The sequence below is a fragment of the Shewanella sp. HL-SH2 genome, from assembly GCF_051164935.1.
GTDB classification, from domain to species: domain Bacteria; phylum Pseudomonadota; class Gammaproteobacteria; order Enterobacterales; family Shewanellaceae; genus Shewanella; species Shewanella glacialimarina.
Genome location: NZ_CP195035.1, coordinates 3461827 through 3482436, shown reverse-complemented (window position 1 = coordinate 3482436; position 20610 = coordinate 3461827). Strand labels below are relative to the sequence as shown.

At 41.6% G+C, this 20610-nt stretch carries 16 protein-coding genes and 3 tRNA genes; 16 read left to right on the top strand and 3 right to left on the bottom strand.

Going from position 1 to position 20610, the window contains the following annotated elements; all coding sequences use genetic code 11:
* Window positions 1-31 precede the first annotated feature (31 nt).
* The 4 genes from pgsA to ACRWP9_RS15140 all read left to right on the top strand — a co-directional run bounded on the left by pgsA (window position 32) and on the right by ACRWP9_RS15140 (window position 1041).
* The gene (gene pgsA / locus ACRWP9_RS15155; protein WP_226414372.1) at window positions 32-580 is read left to right on the top strand and encodes a CDP-diacylglycerol--glycerol-3-phosphate 3-phosphatidyltransferase; all 549 of its coding nucleotides are present in this window, start codon (window positions 32-34) and stop codon (window positions 578-580) included.
* 157 nt (window positions 581-737) lie between these two features.
* Window positions 738-813: transfer RNA gene (locus ACRWP9_RS15150), tRNA-Gly, on the top strand.
* A gap of 18 nt (window positions 814-831) precedes the next feature.
* A tRNA-Cys gene (locus ACRWP9_RS15145) sits at window positions 832-905 on the top strand.
* Window positions 906-955: 50 nt separating this feature from the next.
* Window positions 956-1041: transfer RNA gene (locus ACRWP9_RS15140), tRNA-Leu, on the top strand.
* Window positions 1042-1560: 519 nt separating this feature from the next.
* On the opposite strand, the gene panP is transcribed toward ACRWP9_RS15140, so the two are convergent.
* Window positions 1561-3201 carry a pyridoxal-dependent aspartate 1-decarboxylase PanP gene (panP, locus tag ACRWP9_RS15135; RefSeq protein WP_434926690.1) on the bottom strand — a complete coding sequence of 547 codons (1641 nt, stop codon included), beginning with the start codon at window positions 3199-3201 and terminating at the stop codon, window positions 1561-1563.
* 516 nt (window positions 3202-3717) lie between these two features.
* Between panP and ACRWP9_RS15130 the strand changes: the two genes are divergently transcribed.
* Entirely contained in the window at window positions 3718-5685 is a 1968-nt protein-coding gene (locus tag ACRWP9_RS15130; RefSeq protein WP_434926689.1) for a BCCT family transporter, read from the top strand.
* 109 nt (window positions 5686-5794) lie between these two features.
* Window positions 5795-6148, top strand: coding sequence for a YajD family HNH nuclease (locus ACRWP9_RS15125; RefSeq protein ID WP_434926688.1), 354 nt, complete (start codon window positions 5795-5797; stop codon window positions 6146-6148).
* Between the two features lie 125 nt (window positions 6149-6273).
* On the opposite strand, the gene ACRWP9_RS15120 is transcribed toward ACRWP9_RS15125, so the two are convergent.
* Window positions 6274-6498, bottom strand: coding sequence for a DUF1289 domain-containing protein (locus ACRWP9_RS15120; RefSeq protein WP_434926687.1), 225 nt, complete (start codon window positions 6496-6498; stop codon window positions 6274-6276).
* Window positions 6499-6591: 93 nt separating this feature from the next.
* Here ACRWP9_RS15120 and ACRWP9_RS15115 point away from each other — a divergent pair, with 93 nt between their 5' ends.
* From ACRWP9_RS15115 to ACRWP9_RS15085, 7 genes are all read left to right on the top strand, one after another.
* Window positions 6592-7947 carry a methyltransferase gene (locus tag ACRWP9_RS15115; protein WP_434926686.1) on the top strand — a complete coding sequence of 452 codons (1356 nt, stop codon included), beginning with the start codon at window positions 6592-6594 and terminating at the stop codon, window positions 7945-7947.
* Window positions 7948-8251: 304 nt separating this feature from the next.
* Entirely contained in the window at window positions 8252-9301 is a 1050-nt protein-coding gene (locus tag ACRWP9_RS15110; protein ID WP_226414388.1) for a 3-oxoacyl-ACP synthase III, read from the top strand.
* Between the two features lie 65 nt (window positions 9302-9366).
* Window positions 9367-10260, top strand: coding sequence for an alpha/beta fold hydrolase (locus ACRWP9_RS15105; protein WP_434926685.1), 894 nt, complete (start codon window positions 9367-9369; stop codon window positions 10258-10260).
* 114 nt (window positions 10261-10374) lie between these two features.
* The gene (oleC, locus tag ACRWP9_RS15100) at window positions 10375-12117 is read left to right on the top strand and encodes an olefin beta-lactone synthetase (protein WP_434926684.1); all 1743 of its coding nucleotides are present in this window, start codon (window positions 10375-10377) and stop codon (window positions 12115-12117) included.
* Complete coding sequence (gene oleD / locus ACRWP9_RS15095; RefSeq protein WP_434926683.1) at window positions 12117-13187, top strand: 2-alkyl-3-oxoalkanoate reductase; 1071 nt, start codon at window positions 12117-12119, stop codon at window positions 13185-13187. The genes oleC and oleD overlap by 1 nt, the downstream gene beginning before the upstream one ends.
* A 148-nt stretch (window positions 13188-13335) precedes the next feature.
* Window positions 13336-13851: a hypothetical protein gene (locus ACRWP9_RS15090; protein WP_434926682.1), complete on the top strand. Its 516-nt coding sequence runs from the start codon at window positions 13336-13338 to the stop codon at window positions 13849-13851.
* A 293-nt stretch (window positions 13852-14144) separates the two neighbouring features.
* Window positions 14145-15329 carry a trans-sulfuration enzyme family protein gene (locus ACRWP9_RS15085; protein WP_434926681.1) on the top strand — a complete coding sequence of 395 codons (1185 nt, stop codon included), beginning with the start codon at window positions 14145-14147 and terminating at the stop codon, window positions 15327-15329.
* 24 nt (window positions 15330-15353) lie between these two features.
* On the opposite strand, the gene ACRWP9_RS15080 is transcribed toward ACRWP9_RS15085, so the two are convergent.
* Window positions 15354-16079 carry a tRNA (adenine(22)-N(1))-methyltransferase gene (locus ACRWP9_RS15080; protein WP_434926680.1) on the bottom strand — a complete coding sequence of 242 codons (726 nt, stop codon included), beginning with the start codon at window positions 16077-16079 and terminating at the stop codon, window positions 15354-15356.
* Between the two features lie 178 nt (window positions 16080-16257).
* Between ACRWP9_RS15080 and ACRWP9_RS15075 the strand changes: the two genes are divergently transcribed.
* The 3 genes from ACRWP9_RS15075 (at window position 16258) to ACRWP9_RS15065 (ending at window position 20419) form a co-directional block, all read left to right on the top strand.
* Window positions 16258-19476 (top strand): SNF2-related protein, encoded by a 3219-nt coding sequence (locus ACRWP9_RS15075; protein ID WP_434926679.1) that lies wholly within the window; start codon window positions 16258-16260, stop codon window positions 19474-19476.
* Window positions 19477-19494: 18 nt separating this feature from the next.
* Window positions 19495-19815, top strand: coding sequence for a hypothetical protein (locus ACRWP9_RS15070; RefSeq protein ID WP_226414409.1), 321 nt, complete (start codon window positions 19495-19497; stop codon window positions 19813-19815).
* 76 nt (window positions 19816-19891) lie between these two features.
* Entirely contained in the window at window positions 19892-20419 is a 528-nt protein-coding gene (locus tag ACRWP9_RS15065) for a tRNA-uridine aminocarboxypropyltransferase (RefSeq protein WP_434926678.1), read from the top strand.
* Window positions 20420-20610 lie beyond the last annotated feature (191 nt).

Here is a 20610-nt window from a genome sequence, read left to right as displayed (position 1 = left end):
TTGGCGCAGCTTACGAATAATTGGTCTATTTATGCCGTTTAACTTACCTATTGCATTAACACTGTTTCGTTTAGTGCTACTGCCTGTATTTATATTTTTCTTTTATTTACCCTATACTTGGGCACCTTTTGCTGCAGCATTTATTTTCTGGCTTGCTGCGGTGACGGATGCATTAGATGGCTATGCTGCCCGTAAATTAGGTCAACTAACCCGTTTTGGTGCTTTTTTAGACCCAGTTGCAGACAAGGTGATGGTATCGACTGCATTAGTCTTGTTGGTTCAGCAAAATGATAATATTTATTTAACTCTAGCCGCATTGTTTATGATTGGGCGTGAGATTGTTATTTCAGCATTACGAGAGTGGATGGCTGAAATAGGCAAACGTGGTGTTGTTGCCGTGTCCTGGATTGGCAAATATAAAACAGCAGCCCAAATGGCCGCGATAGTCGGTTTGATTTGGCAACCTACGCCATTTCTAACGGATATGGCCTATGTGTTGTTCTATGTGGCAGCATTGCTGACTTTCTGGTCGATGATAAGTTACATTTCAGCGGCTTGGAATGATTTAACCGCGGAATAGCACATAAATACTTCAATAAGATTATTTAGTGCGCAAACGATAAGTTTTAATAAAAACAGCAATTGACACCGGGGATGAAATCGGTAAAATGCACCCCCGTAGACAAGAGACTAACAGCTAGACAGCCTAGTGCTTAAAGCGAGTTAATCAGATTTACGCGACATTAGCTCAGTTGGTAGAGCGATACCTTGCCAAGGTATAGGTCATCAGTTCGAACCTGATATGTCGCTCCAAATCCTTTTTTACGTTGTGGCGCGATGGCAGAATGGCTATGCTGCGGATTGCAAATCCGTCGACCTCGGTTCGACTCCGGGTCGCGCCTCCACTAAATTGCGTTTAATGGCTTTGATGTTAAAGCGGTTAAAACAACACTTTGCCCGAGTGGTGGAATCGGTAGACACAAGGGATTTAAAATCCCTCGCTGAATAAGCGTGCCAGTTCAAGTCTGGCCTCGGGTACCATTATTAGACTCACCTTGATATTTTATATTTGGATTGAGTGATGGATAAACCAGCCTCGACATTACGTCGGGGCTTTTTTATGTCTGAAAGTTAGTAATGTTTGAATTAGCAGGCACGCTAAAGTAAGCGTGCCACTTTCCGTTGTCAGAACAGTCTGGCCTCGGGTACCATTATTAGACTCACCTTGATATTTTATATCTGGATTGAGTGATGGATAAACCAGCCTCGACATTGCATCGGGGCTTTATTATGTCTGAAAGTTAGTAATGTTTGAATTAGTAGGCACGCTAAAGCAAGCGTGCCACTGTCGTTGTCAGTGCAGTCTGGCCTCGGGTACCATTATTAGACTCACTTTGATATTTATATCTAGATTGAGTGATGGATAAACCAGCCTCGACATTGCGTCGGGGCTTTTTTATGTCTGAAATTTATTGGGTTAATAAGTTTATCGGCATTAGTTTTTTATCAAAAAAAAGCCTCAACAATCACAGTTGAGGCTTAAAACTTGAGTCTTGAAGACTATAGCGCCAGTAATTGCGGATAAAATTCGTTATCTAATTGGGCTATTTGGGTTTGCTCGTTGAGCACGTCAGCTAAGATTTCATGGCTGGTTAACGGATTCGCTAAAACCACTCTGAATACGGTTGTGTGCTGTCTTTGATACCTTGCAGGGCGAATACGGGTGCGAGATACAAATGACTTACCTTGTTCACGCTGGTGCTTTTGAATAAATTGAGTTAAGCCATCCAAAAGCTCATTAGTTCTGGCAACCATTTCAAAGTCATTAATCGCAATTGCTTCAGTCAGCTTTAACTGTACCGACAGCGGCACATACCGATAAGTTAACAAACAAAGCTCTGGTTCGGTGACTAGCTCAAACTCTGAATGCTGCTCAATTAGCTCAGCAAAATAGCGGGCTTTTTCTAAGCTGTTATTGATTAATATTTCATAGCCTTCACGACCAATAATTTGTAGGCAAGCGTGCACTAGCATAGCCATGCCAGGGCGAGAGCCCTCAAGGGTTTGACTGCCTAAATCTTTTGACCCCACACGGAGAATATATTCCGCATGATGGGCAATAGTATGTGCCAGTTCAGGGTCTTTAAATAACACCATACCAGCACCCATTGGCACATACATTTGTTTATGGGCATCAATAGTCACTGAGTCAGCCAGTTCAATTCCCTTAAGTAAATGACGATACTTATTGGACAATAAGCTGGCGCCGCCCCAGGCTGCGTCAACGTGAAAATGGCAGCCAAGTTCTGTGGCGAGTTCGGCTAACTCGGTTAGTGGGTCTACGTTTCCTGTCTCTGTGGTGCCAGCAACGCCGACTATGGCCATTACTTTTATATTATTTTGCTCAAGCTTTAACGCGGCTTGACGCATGGCGGATACATCGACTTTATTATTGGCATCCGTAGGAATACTCACAATATTATCCCGACCAATGCTGAGTAAATCAGCGGCTTTACCTAATGAATAGTGGCCTCGTTCAGACACTAAAATCGCTAAATCATCATAACCATAATGGCGTAGTGCTTTAAGCATGCCTTCTCGGCCTACACCTTTGAAACTTCCCTCAGCTTTTAACACTTGATTGCGGGCTATCCACAGTGCAGTAATGTTGGCCACTGTACCACCAGAGCAAAATGCGCCTAAAGAATGATTGGCGCTGTGCATCCATTGTTGGTAAAAAGTTTCATCTTGATCATAAATTAAATGATGCATCATGCCTAAAACCTGACGCTCAAGCGGGGTAAAGGCTTTAGATGTTTCAATTTTAACTAAGTTTTGATTGAGCCCAACCATCATTTTAGACAAGGGCAATACAAAATAGGGTAAGGCAGAGGTCATGTGACCAATAAAACTAGGCGCAGAAGTGTGCACCGAGTGCGCCACTAAGTTTTGCATAATTTCATCTGTGTAATCAGATACAAAGCGAGGCACAGCTGGTATTTCAAACGCTTGAAAGTCGGTTTCTATTTCTGCCAATGGTTTTTCTAACGCGGCAATGCTGTTTCCCAAAAAGCCTGCTAAGTCTTGGGAAAGCTTTTGTTCGATAATACTTAAGGTCGACTTAGCATCTTCTGGCACAGTAAAAATGCGCAATAAACTTTGTTCTGATGCATCAGCTTGACGGGTTATATTCGAGGTCATTTAGGCTTGCCGTAATAATAAAAAAGCGCCTCAATGAGTATTGGTTAATGTTGATAGAAGTACAACAATACCCATTGACGAAATAAGGGGGCTAACTTTACTTTATGGCTTAGTTTGCTTCAAGTTTTTATCTTCATTGCCTGTGGGGCAATCGTCATATTTTTACTACAGCTTTATCACCTAAACTAACCGCAGTAACTAACGCGCAATACCCATGGTAGGCACATTGAATTTCTGCATGGTTTGCAGCACAACGCATGCTCGGCTAAATTGGCAATTATTTTGCGTTGGTCGACAGTTACGGCTTGTTAACTGATTAAGTGTTTTTATTTTACACATACACAATAAAAATGTTCGATTACCGCACTAGAGTCATGTTTATCCACATGTCTGCACTAAATAGCAGTCAGTTATGCTAGTATTAGCCACTAATTTTTGTGCCGTTTTAATTAAAGAATAACACCTATTATTTAATTAACTTTTTGGTACAAAGCGTTACTTTTTACGGGAGACATTATGTCTATTAAGACAAGTATCAACCCGCCTGTATTTCTCTCTTCAGTTATTCTTATTACCATGATGGTTTTACTCTGTGCCATCGCACCAACTGAAGCTAACTTGTTTTTTAAATCAGTACAGCACTGGTTAGAAGTAAAAACGGGTTGGATGTACATATTAGGCGTTGCCATCTTCTTAGTGTTTATCATTTTTGTCATGATGAGCCGCTTTGGAGATATTAAGTTGGGGCCAGAGCATTCTGTGCCTGATTATAGTTATAAAAGTTGGATCGCCATGCTGTTTTCGGCAGGTATGGGCATAGGGCTGATGTTCTTTGGTGTAGCAGAGCCTGTGATGCACTACCTGGCGCCACCCGATGCATCACCTGAATCGATTAAAGCGGCGAAAGATGCATTAAAGATTACTTTTTTCCACTGGGGCATTCATGCCTGGGCTATTTATGCTGTAGTGGCGCTGTCATTAGCCTACTTCTCGTATCGACACAAATTACCTTTATTACCTCGCTCCGCTTTATACCCGTTAATTGGCGAGCGGATTTATGGTCCAATTGGTCATGCCGTTGATACCTTTGCGGTACTTGGCACTATGTTTGGTGTGGCTACTTCATTAGGTTTTGGTGTGCTGCAGATAAACTCAGGTTTGAGCTATCTTATTGACGGCCTGCCTAACAATACCACTGTGCAGGTGGTGTTGATTGTGATCATCACAGGCATTGCCACTTTATCGGTGTTTTCAGGACTCGATAAAGGCGTAAAACGCTTAAGTGAGTTGAACTTAGGTTTAGCATTATTATTAATGGTATCGGTATTAGTGCTGGGGCCAACTGTGTTGTTGATGCAATCTTTTGTGCAAAACACCGGTGGATATTTAAGTGAGATTGTTGGTAAAACATTTAACTTATATGCCTATGAGCAAAAAGATGATTGGATAGGTGGTTGGACATTATTGTATTGGGGCTGGTGGATCTCATGGTCTCCTTTTGTGGGTACCTTCATTGCGCGCGTCAGTCGCGGGCGTACTATTCGTGAATTCTTAATCGGCGTGTTATTTGTGCCATCAGCGATTACTTTTTTATGGATGACAGTGTTTGGTAATACGGCAATCGATGCCATTGCCAATCATGGTGCGAGTTATTTATCTGAAGCGGTATCCAGTGATGTATCAGTTGCACTGTTCAAGTTTTTTGAACACATGCCATTCTCGACGATTTTATCAACAATTGCTGTCTGTTTAGTGGTGACATTCTTTGTGACATCATCGGATTCTGGCTCACTGGTTATTGATAATTTAACCTCGGGCGGTGACAATAATGCTCCGGTTTGGCAACGTATATTTTGGGCGGCATTACAGGGTGTTGTAGCATCTGTGTTGTTGGTGGCGGGTGGTTTACAAGCGCTGCAAACGGCCGCTATTGCCAGTGCAATGCCATTTTTAATCGTGATGCTATTGATGTGTGTGGGTCTGTATAAAGCATTAAAAGATGATTGGCTTAAAATCAACAGCGTGCAGTCACACAATACCAGCGTGCAATATGTTAAGGCCAATATGACCTGGCAAGACAGATTAGATATTTTAGTGTCTATGCCCAGTAGAGAGGATGCACAAAATTATCTTGATACTATAGCTCAACCGGCGTTAACTGAAATGAGAGATACCCTAATAAGCAAGGGCCAATTAGCGGATATTATTTTTAAGGATGAGCGGGTTAGGTTGGTTATTGGTCCCGATGACTTATTGTCGTTTGTATATGGCCTTCGTATACGAGCTTACACAGTTACGGGCACAACAGAAGAGAATATTAGCTCTGATCAAGCCTATTATCGTGTGGAGGTTTTCCTTGAGCATGGTGGTCAGCAATATGATGTGATGGGATATACTCAAGAGCAAATTACAGCTGATATTGTCACTCAATATGAGCGTTATTTGCATTACGTGCACTTGTCTCATGCGGAACTTGTCGATTAATCAACGCTAATTACTGCACATTTGTGCATTAGTAAAACAAAATCATTGCCCCAAGCGATAAGCCTTATTATCCTTGGGGCAATTTATTTATGCTGAGGTTAGATTCGACATGGTTGGTGAGAGCAAATTAGACAAGGTATTGGCTGAAGCAAGAGACTATAAAGCCAAGCGCGAGACAGGTTATCGTGAACAGGCGTTAAAGCTCTATCCTTGGGTTTGCGGACGCTGTACTCGAGAGTTTACCCATAAAAACTTGAGTGAGTTAACCGTACATCATCGTGATCATAACCACGATAACAATCCATCTGACGGCACTAATTGGGAGTTATTGTGTTTATATTGTCATGATAATGAACATTCGCGTTTTGAAGAGTTAATTCGTTATGGCAGTAGCACAGAAAACAAGCAAGATGTCGCGACCCATAATCCGTTTGCCAATTTAAAATCGATGATGAAAAAGTAAGCTTGTATATTCATAGTGCCAATAGCCATATCAGCTTGAATACCACGAATGGGTCAAGCTGAGTGCTATTGTTTACGTTTGCTTGAGAGTGCCAGCTAATACATTAATAATGTTGTGATGTTTGCCTAAAGTAATCTTTTTTCAGCATCTAACCATTTAGCTCTTGATAGAGTCTGGCTATTTTTACTGTCAGCGAACTGTAATTTACGAGATTCTAGTTGATCCAAAATGTGTTGCTGTTGTTGATCGTTGGCCTGTGACCAGATAACAATTTCATCGACATGTCGATAACACCCCATACAGAAATCATCTTCATTTAAGCCACATCGAGCGACGCAAGGTGAATGCATTAAGTTTACCTGCCTATTTTTCGGTAATGATATGCCTTGATATTATCATGTTTAAAATTGAGCTGTTACAATTGCAGTCATCGATTTGCTAATGTGTTAACTGTCATTATGGCCGAACAGGTTCAAATATCTCAGCAAGATAGCGAGTTAACGCAATCTGCCGATCTCCCCCAAAAAGATGTTATCAAGCCAGATTACGCCACTCGGCTAAGCCAATTATCCACGTTATTAGCGTTGACTCAGCCTTTATGGCAGGTAGTGGCGTTTGATTGCAAGTACCTGCCTTGGCAACAAGCATTTCCAACATTAGCAGCCAAACTATGGCGCATTCCTGATACTGAGATTGATCTAATAGACAGCAACCCCACGTTACTGTTAAGCAGTTTACTGCCGGCATTAGAACAGGATTTGCAAGCTGAAAAACAGCACCAGACTCTCAGTTTGCTGCCGTTACTTAATCGCCAAGCTTATGAGCTGGCAGCGGAAATAAATCAGCCCATTGATGAGTCTGCCCTTAAACATTTTAGTGGTCATATTAAAGGCCGTAAATGGCAACAAATTATTGCTTTTACTGAGCAGGCTTTTGCTAATAACCATGACCACCTTCCAATACTTGAGTGGTGCGCAGGTAAGGGGCATTTAGGCCGATTGATTGCAAAAACACAACAAGGTTCTGTGACTAGCTTAGAGTGGCAACAGGATCTCTGTGAGCAAGGGCAGTCTTTTGCTGATAAATGGCAGTTAGATCAGAAATTTATTTGTGCAGATGCGTTTGCCGATGTTGGCGCAAATACTTCACCGATTAAACAAACACAACATGCAGTGGCTTTGCATGCCTGTGGCGATTTACATGTTCGTTTACTTCACTTGGCCAGTGAAGCAGGTACCCAGATTATTTCAATTTCGCCATGTTGTTATCATTTGATCCAAAATAGCTATTATCAGCCATTATCAAGTATCGCAAAACAAGCTAAATTAACCTTGTCCCGACATGATTTACAATTGCCATTGCAGCAAAGCGTGATTGCCAATCAAAAACACAATGTCCTAAGACAACAAGAAATAGCATGGCGTTTAGGGTTTGATAGTTTGCAAAGAACAGTACGCCAATCGGATCAATATTTGCCCATACCCACCATCAAGCAAAGCCAGTTAGCCGGTTCGTTTAGTGATTTTTGTTTTTGGGCAGCAGCCCAGAAAAGTATATCTATACCCAGTGATACTATTTTTGATGATTATCTTCAGCAAGGGCTTAACCGTCAGAGGTTAACCCAGCGGATCGATCTGGTTCGACATTTATTCAGGCAAGCTATCGAGCAATGGTTGTTAATAGATAGAGTGTGCTTTTTAAACGAGCAAGGTTACCAGGTAACACTGACGGAATTTTGTCCAACTGAAATAACCCCAAGAAATGCTTTAATCCATGCCTATAAAACACATTTGGTTTAATTTATGCTATTAAGCTTTTGTTTAGACTGTTTTATTTTATAAAAGTCTGATTGATTCAGTTATCTAGCGCAAACTTAATTTACAGCAAGCGAATAATTAAATAGCAAAACCATGTGAGTTTTAACGGTTTTTTATTGCAGTTTTAAGCCATTCTTGTTCAAATGTCGGGTTATTAGTGAATTACAACAAATCAAGCCACCCAACAGTGATGTTTGTGTAACGACATCTTGGTATAAATGACCCTGTGCTTTGGATATTTAAGCCAAATCTGAGTGGTATTGAGTAAAAGTGAACAAATGGTTTAATGAAATACTCTCGCGTGTTTATCAATAGTCTGGCTTATGAGCTAGCGCCTCAAATTGTCACAAGTCTAGATCTCGAATCTCGTCTTGCGCCTTTATATCAAAAGTTTCGTATACCTATGGGGCAACTTGCTGCTTTAACGGGCATCACTGAGCGCCGCTGGTGGCCTAAAGGTTATCGTCTATCTGACGGTGCAATTGCTGCGGCAAATAAAGCAGTGAATGAAACCGGCATCAATGTGAGCGACTTAGGGGCTGTGGTTTATACCGGAGTGTGCCGTGACCAACACGAACCGGCAACGGCTTGTCGTATTGCCGCTAAGTTAGGTGTATCTAAAGATACTGCTATTTATGATATCAGTAATGCTTGCTTAGGCGTTTTATCCGGTATTTTAGATATTGCTAACCGTATTGAACTTGGACAAATTAAAGCCGGTATGGTGGTGTCTTGTGAATCTGCTCGCGATATCGTTGAAGCAACCATAGACCATATGTTGGCTGAACCGACTATGCAAAATTTTGCCCAGTCATTAGCGACTTTAACAGGTGGTTCTGGCGCGGTGGCAGTTATTTTGACTGATGGCAGTTTATCGCTTAAAAATACTCGTCAGCACCAATTATTAGGCGCAAGTCATCTTTCAGCGCCCGAGCATCACAATTTATGCGAGTGGGGCTTACAGGAAGCGGGGCATATGTTGTACCGCGAATTTATGCGTACCGATGCGGTAACCTTGTTAAAAGAAGGCGTCGACTTAGCCAAGCATACCTGGGATCATTTTCTAGAACAGCGTGATTGGGTTGTGGAACAGGTTGATAAGGTCATTTGCCATCAGGTAGGGGCATCTAATCGTAGGCAAGTGTTGAATGCGTTAAACATTCCGCAAGAAAAAGAATATCCAACCTATCAAACCTTAGGCAACATGGGTACGGTGTCTTTGCCCGTTACTGCGGCTATGGCCCATGATGAAGGTTTTTTACGTCAAGGCGATCAAGTCAGCTTTTTAGGTATTGGCAGTGGTTTGAACTGCATGATGTTAGGGATTAAGTGGTAAAAATCCCTTATTAATTGAACACAACTCATTGAACATAAAACAATAAGCATTCAATAGGACACATCATGACGTCGCACACAGAACAATTACAGTCATTACTGCCATTTGAAAGCCATTTTTTAGATAGAAATGGCCATCAGTTACATTATATTAATGAAGGCCAGGGCGAACCTGTTGTTATGGTTCATGGTAATCCAAGCTGGTGTTATTACTTTCGCAACTTAGTCAGTGCGCTTAGTGCTAATAATCAGTGCATTGTGCCTGATCATATAGGTTGTGGAATATCCGACAAACCAAATGATCCTGATTATGATTACACCCTAAACAATCGTATTGATGATTTAGAAGCCCTACTAGACAGTTTAGGTATTACAGAGAACATTACCTTAGTGTGTCATGACTGGGGCGGGATGATAGGCACAGGCTTTGCTGCACGTCATCCTGAGCGAATTAAACGTTTAGTGTATTTGAACACAGCAGCGTTCCATTTACCTCAGTCTAAGCCGTTTCCGTGGGCATTGTGGATTTGCCGTGAAACCTTATTAGGCACCTTGTTAGTGCGCGGTTTAAATGCTTTTTCATCTGCAGCATCGTATGTCGGTGTTAAGCGCAAACCTATGGATAAAGCCGTGCGTGAAGCCTATGTCGCGCCATTTAATTCGTGGAAAAACCGTATTTCTACCATTCGTTTTGTGCAGGATATCCCATTAAAGCCAGGTGATCGTAACTTTGGTTTAGTCACTGGCATTGGTGATAGCCTGACTAAGTTTGCGGATGTGCCCACCTTGATTTGTTTTGGGTTACAAGATTTTGTGTTTGATAAACACTTTTTAGCCGAGTGGCGAGTACGTATGCCCCACGCTGAAGTTCATGAGTTTGCAGACTGTGGACATTATATTTTGGAAGACGCCAGTGATGATGTTATTGAGCTAATTCAAGGTTTTATCAAACAAAACTAAAGGCTCTTCGGAGCCTTTTTTATTAAAGACTTAAGAATTTTTATCGGTAATAACGGCAAATTGATTTAATTGGCATTATTTTTATTCCACTTTGATTAAGTAACTCAGCTATTTATGACTAACTCAACATCTTTGCCAGATCCAACAGCGGATCAGCACACGCAGCCTAACTCAGTAGCTGAATATGCTAATTTGTGTCAGCATTTAGTGAATGCCGCTATGCACAGTCCTGATTTATTAGCGGTTGCAGTCCAACAGGCTAAAAGCAACGGCCAGTATCAATATCAAGAGTTAACCTTTGCCGAACTGAATAAACAATCCGATGAGATGGCCTATAAGCTGAACGCCGCTGGCATTCAACAGGGCATGAAAGCGGTATTAATGGTGACGCCAAGTATTGCTTTTTTCAATCTTACTTTTGCACTTTTTAAAGCCGGTATTATTCCCATTTTAGTTGATCCAGGAATGGGGATTAACAATCTAAAGCAATGCTTTATTGAAGCTAAACCTGATGCCTTTATTGGTATACCTAAAGCCCATATAGCAAGACGTGTACTCGGTTGGGGTAAAAAATCAGTCAAGTATTGCATTAATGTTGGCGGTAATCGCGTTGAGCGCTGGCTAGCGGGTTGCCTCAGTATTGAGTCGTTAAAACAGGTTAATGGTACCCAGTACAATCGTTATCCTATGGTTAAATTAGCCGAAGATGACATGGCCGCAATTCTGTTTACCAGTGGCAGTACCGGCACGCCCAAAGGCGTGGTTTACAGCCATAAAATGTTTGAGGCCCAAATCAGTGCCTTAAGAAATGACTATGGCATTAGCGTTGGCGAACGCGACTTAGCCACTTTTCCGCTGTTTTCATTATTTGGCCCCGCCTTAGGCATGGCTTCAATTGTGCCAGACATGGATGCCAGTAAGCCTATTACGGCTGAGCCGAAACACTTATTTGCGGCAATCACGCAATATCAATGCAGCAATATGTTTGTTAACCCCGCACTTCTTGAACGATTAGGCCAGGCTGGCGAGCAAACTCAACATAAGCTCACCCCGGTAAAGCGGGTTATTTCAGCAGGCGCGCCAGCAACCATTTCATCTATCAAACGTTTCAGCAATATGCTTGAGCCTGACGTTGAAGTGCTTAATTCCTATGGCGCGACCGAGTCGTTGCCCATCAGTAAAATTGCTAGCAGCGCATTATTCACTACAACTGATAAAACCGATCAAGGTGCAGGCATTTGTGTTGGACAGGCTATTGAAGGTGTTGAAATAGCGATTATCGATATTATTGAGCAACCCATCGCGCACTGGACAGATGATTTAATATTACCCGCTAATCAAATAGGCGAAATTGTGGTGAAAGGCGCCATGGTCAGCCAGGCCTACTATCAACGTGATAGCGCCACCGCAGGGGCAAAAATACAAGACGGCACGCAGATGCGTCACCGAATGGGTGATGTTGGCTACCTTGATGAGAATAACCAACTGTGGATGTGCGGCCGAAAAGCCCACAGAGTCGATGCAAGCGTGAAGGGCCAATTTGAAAAACGGTATTTTTCTATCCCTTGCGAGCGCGTATTTAATACCCATGAGCAAGTGAAACGTTCAGCATTAGTGCCAGTGACTATTGATGGCAGTATTGTGCCACTCTTATGTATAGAACTGAATAAAGGGGTGGTGTGCTCAACCTCCAAAGTGCTGTATCAAGCCCTACTCGAACTAGCTAATGCTCATCCACATACCCAGGGGATAAGCCGCTTTTTAATTCATCCAGAATTCCCGGTTGATGTGCGTCATAATGCTAAAATATTTCGTGAAAAATTAGCAGTTTGGGCTCAAAAAGAATGGAAAGAATAATGTTTGAACAACACACTATGCTGACTGATTATCCAATTGAAGAGCAAGTTGCACTAAATCAACTCAAGCAAAAGGTGGCGAAGGTTTTTGTCACCGGTGCAGGGGGTTTTTTAGGTTTTGCTATCTGTAAACGACTCATTGCCGCAGGTATTGCCGTGGTGGGTTTTGCAAGAAGTGATTACCCTAAATTAACTCAGATGGGCGTGCACTTAATTCAAGGTGATATTGCTAACCCAGAGCAAGTGACTGAGGCGATGCAAGGCTGTGATCTGGTATTCCATGTGGCGTCTAAGGCCGGAGTTTGGGGCAGTAAACAGAGTTATTTTTCACCTAATGTTGATGGCGTAGATAACATTATTAACGCCTGCCAAGGTTTAAATATTCAATACTTAATTTATACCAGCACCCCAAGTGTGACCTTTGCCGGTGAGGATGAAAATGGTATCAATGAACAGGCACCCTATGCCAAAAGCTATTTAAATTATTACGGTGAGTCTAAGGCGGTTGCTGAAAAAATGATGCTAGCGGCCAATAGTCCAAGCTTAAAAACGACCGCATTAAGACCGCATCTTATCTGGGGGCCGAATGATCCCCATCTTGTCCCACGGGTGATTGAGCGAGCCAAAGCAGGGCGCTTAAAGCTGGTCGGCAAGCAGGATAAGTTAGTCGATACTATTTATGTCGACAATGCGGCCTATGCGCATCTTCTAGCGGCAGTTGATTTAACCTCAGCGGCAAAATCTGCGGGTAAAGCGTATTTTCTCAGTAATGATCAACCTATTACCATGGCGCAAATGCTCAATAAAATATTAGCCTGTGTTGATTTACCTCCGGTGAGTAAGCGAGTACCAGCGGGATTAGCTTATGGTGTAGGCGCCTTGCTTGAATCTGTTTATTTGGCATTAAATAAAGCCGAAGAACCAATCATGACCAAGTTTGTTGCTAAGCAGTTATCAACCAGTCATTATTTTGATATTAGCGCCGCTAAACAAGACTTAGGCTATCAGCCGTTGATCTCGATTGATGAAGGCATGCTTCGATTAGCTGACTCACTAGTCAGTACGCGGTAATTGATTTACTTATCAGCTCAATTTACTTTTAACACACAGATTGATTTGCAGACTTTAGTGTAATTTACTGTTCATCATTTTAAAGTATGCTGCGAGCTAGTTAATCTTCACACCCTATTTATGATCAATGCTATAAGGAAGTAGTGTTATGCATATCAAATCTGTTCTCTCATCTTCAAATGTCCTATTATCTGCTAGTCGCTACAGTTTATTACTTATCCTTGTCAGCCTGACTATGGCTCAAACGGGGCAAGCTATTCCGTTAAATACTCAGCTTGAAGTGTTTTATGCTGAACAGGATCACGTTGAATCTAATCCATTAATCGGTACATGGCAGCTAGTGTCAGGTCAATATCTTGATGACAAGCAGCAATGGGTCGATTATAAAAGTCTGCATTTTACTTCGATCAAAATAATATCTAAAAGTCATTTCAGTTTTACCACGATGAAGTCTGTCCAGGGTTCTAAACAATTTTGGGCTGCGGGAACCGGAACCTATCAACTAACTGATCAATTTTATATCGAAAAACCGGTACTTAATTCTTTTGGAGTGTCTGAGGGTGAAAGCTTTAAGTTTGAATATCAACTTAAGCAAAACCGACTGCATACAAAGCGCGTTGAAAATGGTGTGTTAAAAGAGACAGAGATTTGGCGACGGATCTAAACTTATTCTATATCTTGTGGCTCAGGCTTTACCCTAAATTGTTTAGTCTAAAGCCATTAATTTGTTGCTTTTAGTTCAAAGCATCAGATATGTGGTGAAGGCTTGAGTTATCTTAGGCTTTAATCAGTAACATGCTCTACTCATATCGCTATCATCTAGGTTATGTAACATTGTATTTACATCTTGCCCGAAACTATTTTGCTTATCCATATTGGTTATATCTTATTCCACTGTATCTTAAATTGGCTCACTACCTTAAAACTACTACAACTAAAGTGAGCTAGGAGAACAAGATGCAAGATAACAAGCAAGCCAAATGGAATTTGGCGACATTAGCTATTCATGGTGGTCATCAGCGTGAAGCCTTTGGCGCGTTAGTTACCCCGCTTTACCAAAGTGCCACATTTGTATTTGATAACGTAGAACAAGGTGGAGCACGCTTTGCGGGAGACGAAGCTGGCTATATTTACACTCGTTTAGGTAATCCCACCACTTCTGAGCTTGAACGTAAGATGGCACTGCTAGAAGGCGCTGAAGACGCCGCTGCGTGTGCCTCAGGTATGGCGGCGGTATCAAGTGCTTTACTTACCCATTTGCAAGCCGGTGATCATTTAGTGGCCTCTAAAGCGGTTTACGGCTGTACCTTTGCATTAATGACAACCCAGCTGAACCGTTTAGGTATAAAAGCCACCCTAGTTGATTTTGCTGATTTAGCGGCGATAGAAGCGGCGATTACCCCGCAAACTAAAGTACTTTTTTGTGAAACACCGGTAAATCCGCATTTAGATGTATTTGATTTAGCGGCAATGGCTCAAATCGCTAAAAAACATAACCTAGTATCGATTGTTGATAACACCTTTATGACGCCTTTATTGCAGCAACCGCTGGCAATGGGGATCGATATGGTGATCCACAGCGCGACTAAATACCTTAATGGTCATGGTGATGTCATAGCCGGCATAGTGTGTGGCAGTAGTGAGCATTTACATAAACTTAAATATGAAATACTGAAAGACTTTGGTGGAGTGATATCACCGCATGATGCATGGTTAATTTTACGCGGTTTAAAAACCTTAGATGTGCGTTTAACGCGTCATTGTGACAATGCAGAAGTTCTGGCTGAATATTTAGATAAACATCCCGCCTTTGGCAAGGTGTTTTATCCTGGTTTAGCCAAACATGCTGGACATAAGTTCATTGGCACTCAAATGAAGCGTGCTGGCGGCGTTATTGCCTTTGAACTCAAGGGTGACAAGCAAGATGCGATGAAATTTGTTAATCGTTTAGGCCTGTTTACCATTGCCGTTAGCTTGGGCGATGCCGAATCACTTATTCAGCACCCAGCGTCGATGACTCATTCTCCTTATTCTCCCGAAGCAAGAATGGCAGCTGGGATCACAGACAATCTGTTAAGAATTTCAGTGGGTCTTGAAAATGTGCAAGATTTGATTGATGACATAGAGCAAGCACTGAGTTAATAGCGAGATGTTAACGATCAGTCTTTAGACTTCAGACGCTAGCTGAAGGCTGTCGGCGATGTGCTGATAGCCTTCATATAAGCTGATATCCATTGCCGATTTACTGTTGGCTGTTTTTCTATAATGAATAAGCACATTCTTTAGGTAACGCTCGATAACAATCGATTGCTCAGCGCAATGACTTTGCCAAATCTTATCGCCAAATAAGCTTATCAATGGCGCTAATGTTTGTTTTACCAGGTTAGTTGCCGGCCGACGGACGTAAAGTAACTCATAATAACGGCGGTTTTCGCTGATAAGTTGCTCATCAATCAATTGGCAATGGTTAGCACTGAGCATTGCCCTGAGTTTTGCGACATTATTAACTGAGCACAGTAAAAAATCTAACGTTAAAGACGGGTGAGCATTAATAATGCCTGCCACCATTTGCGTCATTAAATTGCCTCCTATACCGGCAATAACAATTAAATGCTGTCCCTTAAAACTGTCTAACGGTAGCTCTGCGACATCCAAACAATGTACCTGCCAGTGAGATTCTGTGTGGGGCGTAATCGGATAGAAGTGGCTTAATTTTTGTTCTAACTGTTGCATCAACTCAGGCACAATATCAACAAAGTGAACCTGCTTGGTTAACTGGCGGTTGAGCAACTCAGTGCCTAACAAACCATGATCACAACAACAATCCCAAATATGGTCGTAGTGTGATGAGGTCATATTAGCAAGACTGGATAAACGGTGGCTGAGTTTCATATGACCTGTTTCAGTGAGTGTTGCTTTGAAAAATACGATTGTAACGACAAAGATACTTGTTCGCTAGCGCAGATAATCTCGATTTATATAGATATTAGCGTGATTCTTCCATAAAATGGCAAGTTAACTTTTTTGCCGCTATCTTGACCATTTTCAGCGGCGCACCTGGGTGTAATGAATGTCGGCTAAACTGTTTAATCTTCCTATCAAGTTATCTCATGAATTATTGGCTAAATTGTTTACCGCTATTCAAATTCAAAAGGCGCAAAACTACTTGATCCAGGGGCGTGTGCTGGAAGTGACCGCTAGCCACGACAACCACAATATAGAAGCCTATACCCAAGGTGCTGCGGATGAGCCGTATAGACAAGACATTAGCTTAGTCAATGTGAATCACAAAGTGATTATGCGCTCTTATTGCACGTGTCCCGTTAGGCGAGACTGTAAACATGTTGCCGCAGCCTTGTTAGCACTAATAGATAATAAACCGGTTGAAGAACAAAGGGTTTCCCAGTGGTTAACCCAGCTAGATGGATTAGATAAACTCCACGCTAGTTCTGATGAGGAAGCAGTTCTAGATCGTATTATTTACTGTTTATCAAGTGATCCCCAAGGCGTATATGTTGAGTTAAAAAGTAGCAAGCTGAATAAAAAGGGCATGTACAACCGCGGCAGTAAACTCGCCATTAGTGACTTACGTTTGCATCTGCCTTGGTGGGTAGGGCCGGAAGATAAGCAAATTATTGGGTTATTATTTGCCAATAATTTGCAAGGTAACAAGGTTTACCTTGAAGGCGAAATTGGCTATTTAGCCTTAATGAAAATGATGAAAGCTGATGTGGCTTTTTGGGAAGATAACCGGTTCCCGCTAGTTTCCTGTGACGGCATTACCCCTGAGTTTATATGGGCCGATATGGAAAAAAACCACACTCAAATGCAGATGACCATGCCAGGATTAAATAACTGGGAGTTTATTGCAACTGAGCCGCCATTGTTTATCGAACTCGACTATTTAAAGCTAGGGCAAATTGACACTGATTTGTCGGTTAGTCGACTCACTTTATTGCAAAAAATGCCCCCTGTACCCAAAGGTAAGTTGGATGTAATAAGCCATGCTTTATTAAAACATTTCCCGTCTAAAATAGTGCCCATTCCGAGTGAAATTGAATTTCAAGAAATTAGCCAAGCGCTGAAAACCCGGCTGACATTTTGTTTGATTAATCGCACTGATAGCCTGTTAAAGCAGCCTGCAATAAGGGTTGAATTTTGCTATGGGGATCTTCGTTTTGATGCCAGTGAACAGTTTGAACACATCAGTTTGTTCAAAAAAAGCAATGTGCAATATCAAGTCCATCGCCAGGTTGAGTTTGAAAAGCAGCACTTGAGTGAATTACATCAACTGAATTTACTTCCTGTGTTAAATGAGCTTTTAGATTTAAATCAGGGCAAACGCTATTTTTTAAGCCAAGGTTTATTGCCCGAAGCCATTTTGGCCTGGGCTGAATTATCAACTGAAGGAGCTGAGGACCTTATCGAAAAAGGGTTTGATGTTCGTTTTGATAATGACTTTGACTTACATATTATTGATGCCGAGCTGGCGGTCGATCTTGTCGATGAAGATGAGTCAGGTTGGTTTTCGTTGTCGTTAAATGCCGATATTGATGGCCAGCGTATTTCATTATTAGCGCTGGTAGCAAAATGGTTACAGCAACATGGTGAACCCGATGACGAACAAGAGCTGATATTACCCAGTGATAATGGTCGCTTTATTAAAATTAAAGCCAAATCAATTAAGCCATTGATCTCAGTGATCCAAGAGTTATTTAATCGCAACTCTACCGATGCAATTCAAATTCCACGCAATCGTGCTCATTTGTTAAATGATCTTACCGCCAGTGAAGTACGCTTACTCAATGGCGAGCGGATACGTTTACTTGCCAGCAAGTTAGCTTCTTTTAACGGCATTACGCCGATTGAATTACCCCAAGGCTTAAATGCCACTTTACGTGATTATCAAAAGCAGGGAGTGGACTGGTTATGTTTTCTTAAAGAATACCAACTAGGGGGTATTTTGGCTGATGACATGGGGCTAGGTAAAACAGTTCAGGCGTTAGCATTTTTATTGTATGTGAAACAGCATACCGCCGTTAATGATCGTAAACCCAGCTTGATTATTTGTCCTACCAGCCTGGTGGGTAACTGGCAAAAAGAAGCTGAAAAGTTTACTCCTAGTTTGAAAGTTATAGTGATCCATGGCAGTCAACGCCATCAATGGTTAACCAAGCTAGAACAGTACGATGTGATAGTGACCACTTACCCATTAATTATGCGTGATGAAGATATTTACCATGAACATGTTTTTGAGCACATTATATTAGATGAGGCTCAACAGATTAAAAATGCCCAAGCTAAAGTGACTCAAGTGATTAAAACCTTGAAAGGACGTTTTAGATTGTGTTTGTCAGGTACGCCACTGGAAAACCACTTAGGCGAACTAAAATCATTAATGGATTTTTGCTTGCCAGGGCTGCTTGGCCAGCACACTTATTTTAATAAAGAGTTTAGAGGCCCGATTGAGAAGCAAGGTGATGCCGATAAGTCGACCTTATTGAGTAAGCGTATTTCACCGTTTATGTTAAGACGGACTAAAAAGCAGGTGGTGGCTGAGCTGCCAGAAAAAACTGAAATTATCCAGTCATTGGAACTTGAAAAAGATCAACGTAATTTGTACGAGTCTATCCGTCTTGTGATGGAGAAAAAACTGCGCGAATTGTTTGCTAAAAAAGGCGTGTCGAGTAGTCATATTGAGTTTTTAGATGCGTTATTAAAGCTGCGTCAGGCCTGTTGTGATCCTAGATTAGTGAAATTAGAACAAGCACAAAAAGTAAAAGATAACGCCAAGCTGAACTGGTTAGTCGAAAACTTGCCAGAAATGTTAGAAGAAGGGCGTAAAGTACTTATTTTTAGCCAATTTACTTCAATGTTAACGCTTATCGAGCAAGAACTTAACGTATTGGGTATTAGTTACAGTAAGTTAACCGGCCAAACCAAACAGCGCCAAAATCAGATTGATGCCTTCCAAGAAGGTGATAACTCGGTCTTTTTAATTAGCTTAAAAGCGGGTGGCACAGGGCTTAACTTAACGGCGGCTGATACTGTGATCCATTATGATCCTTGGTGGAACCCAGCAGCAGAGCGCCAGGCAACCGATAGGGCGTATCGTATTGGTCAGCAAAACCCCGTTTTTGTGTATAAGTTAATTGCTGAGGGCACAGTGGAAGAAAAAATCCAAGCTATGCAGCAACATAAGCAAGGACTAGCAGACTCTATTCTTTCCGATGGCCAAAAAGGCCCTTGGAAAGGCAGTGCGGATGACTTATTAGCGCTGTTACGTTAATCAAAACTGGAGTGGCCTATGCGCTATGTTGATAAGGTAACCATTTTAATAGCATTTATGTTGTTGGGGTGTAATGACGCTAACGCGCCTAAAGTGTTAACCATTCCACCAGGTGATCAAAGTGTTAATGCCATTCAAATACTATGTTCAGATGCTTGGTATCAAAAAGTTGAAGCAGTGTTAACGTCGGGTGATGGTCAAGGCCACGGGCCTGATATTGGCGGTAACGAATGGCAAAGTGTTGTTGAATTTAAGTTAGGTGTTAGAGGCGATAAGTCAGTTCCTCAACGCAGTACAGATGAATGGTGCGCCTTTATTGATGAACAACTTCAGCATTAATAACCATTGTACTTTCGATAACAATAACAGTATCAGCGCTTTACTTTCTGCGCACCAGAAATACGTAAAGGGTTAAATGAACATTATATTACTCACCCATCAACGAGAGTTAGATCGTAAAACCAATACGGGTAAGTTGGTTAGCGAGGTGATGTTGGGTCAAGTTAAGGTTATTGTGTGGGATAGAGTTAACCCCAATCCTTATTTACTCGATAAGTTAGCGACTAAGCAGGTAGGCTTATTATTTCCCAAACAAGAACACTCGGCATTAAATGATATTCAAGCACCGCAGCAACGTTTTATTGATATCGATAATGACAATGCACACAGGTTAGCCGAATTTAGCCATGTGATTATTATTGATTCAACATGGCAAGAAGCACGTAAAATATATAATCGAAGTGATTATTTGCATCAATTGACTAAGATTACCCTAGTGAATGAACTCCCATCGATTTTTAGTTTAAGAAGAAATCAAATTGAAGGAGGCTTGTGTACCGCAGAGTGTGCTTGTTTGCTGTTATCTTATTGTGGATTATCAACAGAAGCGGATGTGTTGCGGGAAAAACTGATTAATTTCAATCCAAAACCTGGGTCGGTTTAAAGGCATAAATAAATCTAGGCAAGTTCCATTTGCCCAAATTTCAATCACAAGATAATTCATTTGTTAATATAATGTTAATTGATAGTGTAATGCAAGAGCTTTACAAAAAAAACGCTAATCTTGATGGTAGATTAGCGTTTTTTCGCTTATTTATTGTTCTAACTTTGGGTTCTAACTTAGTTAGTTGTTAT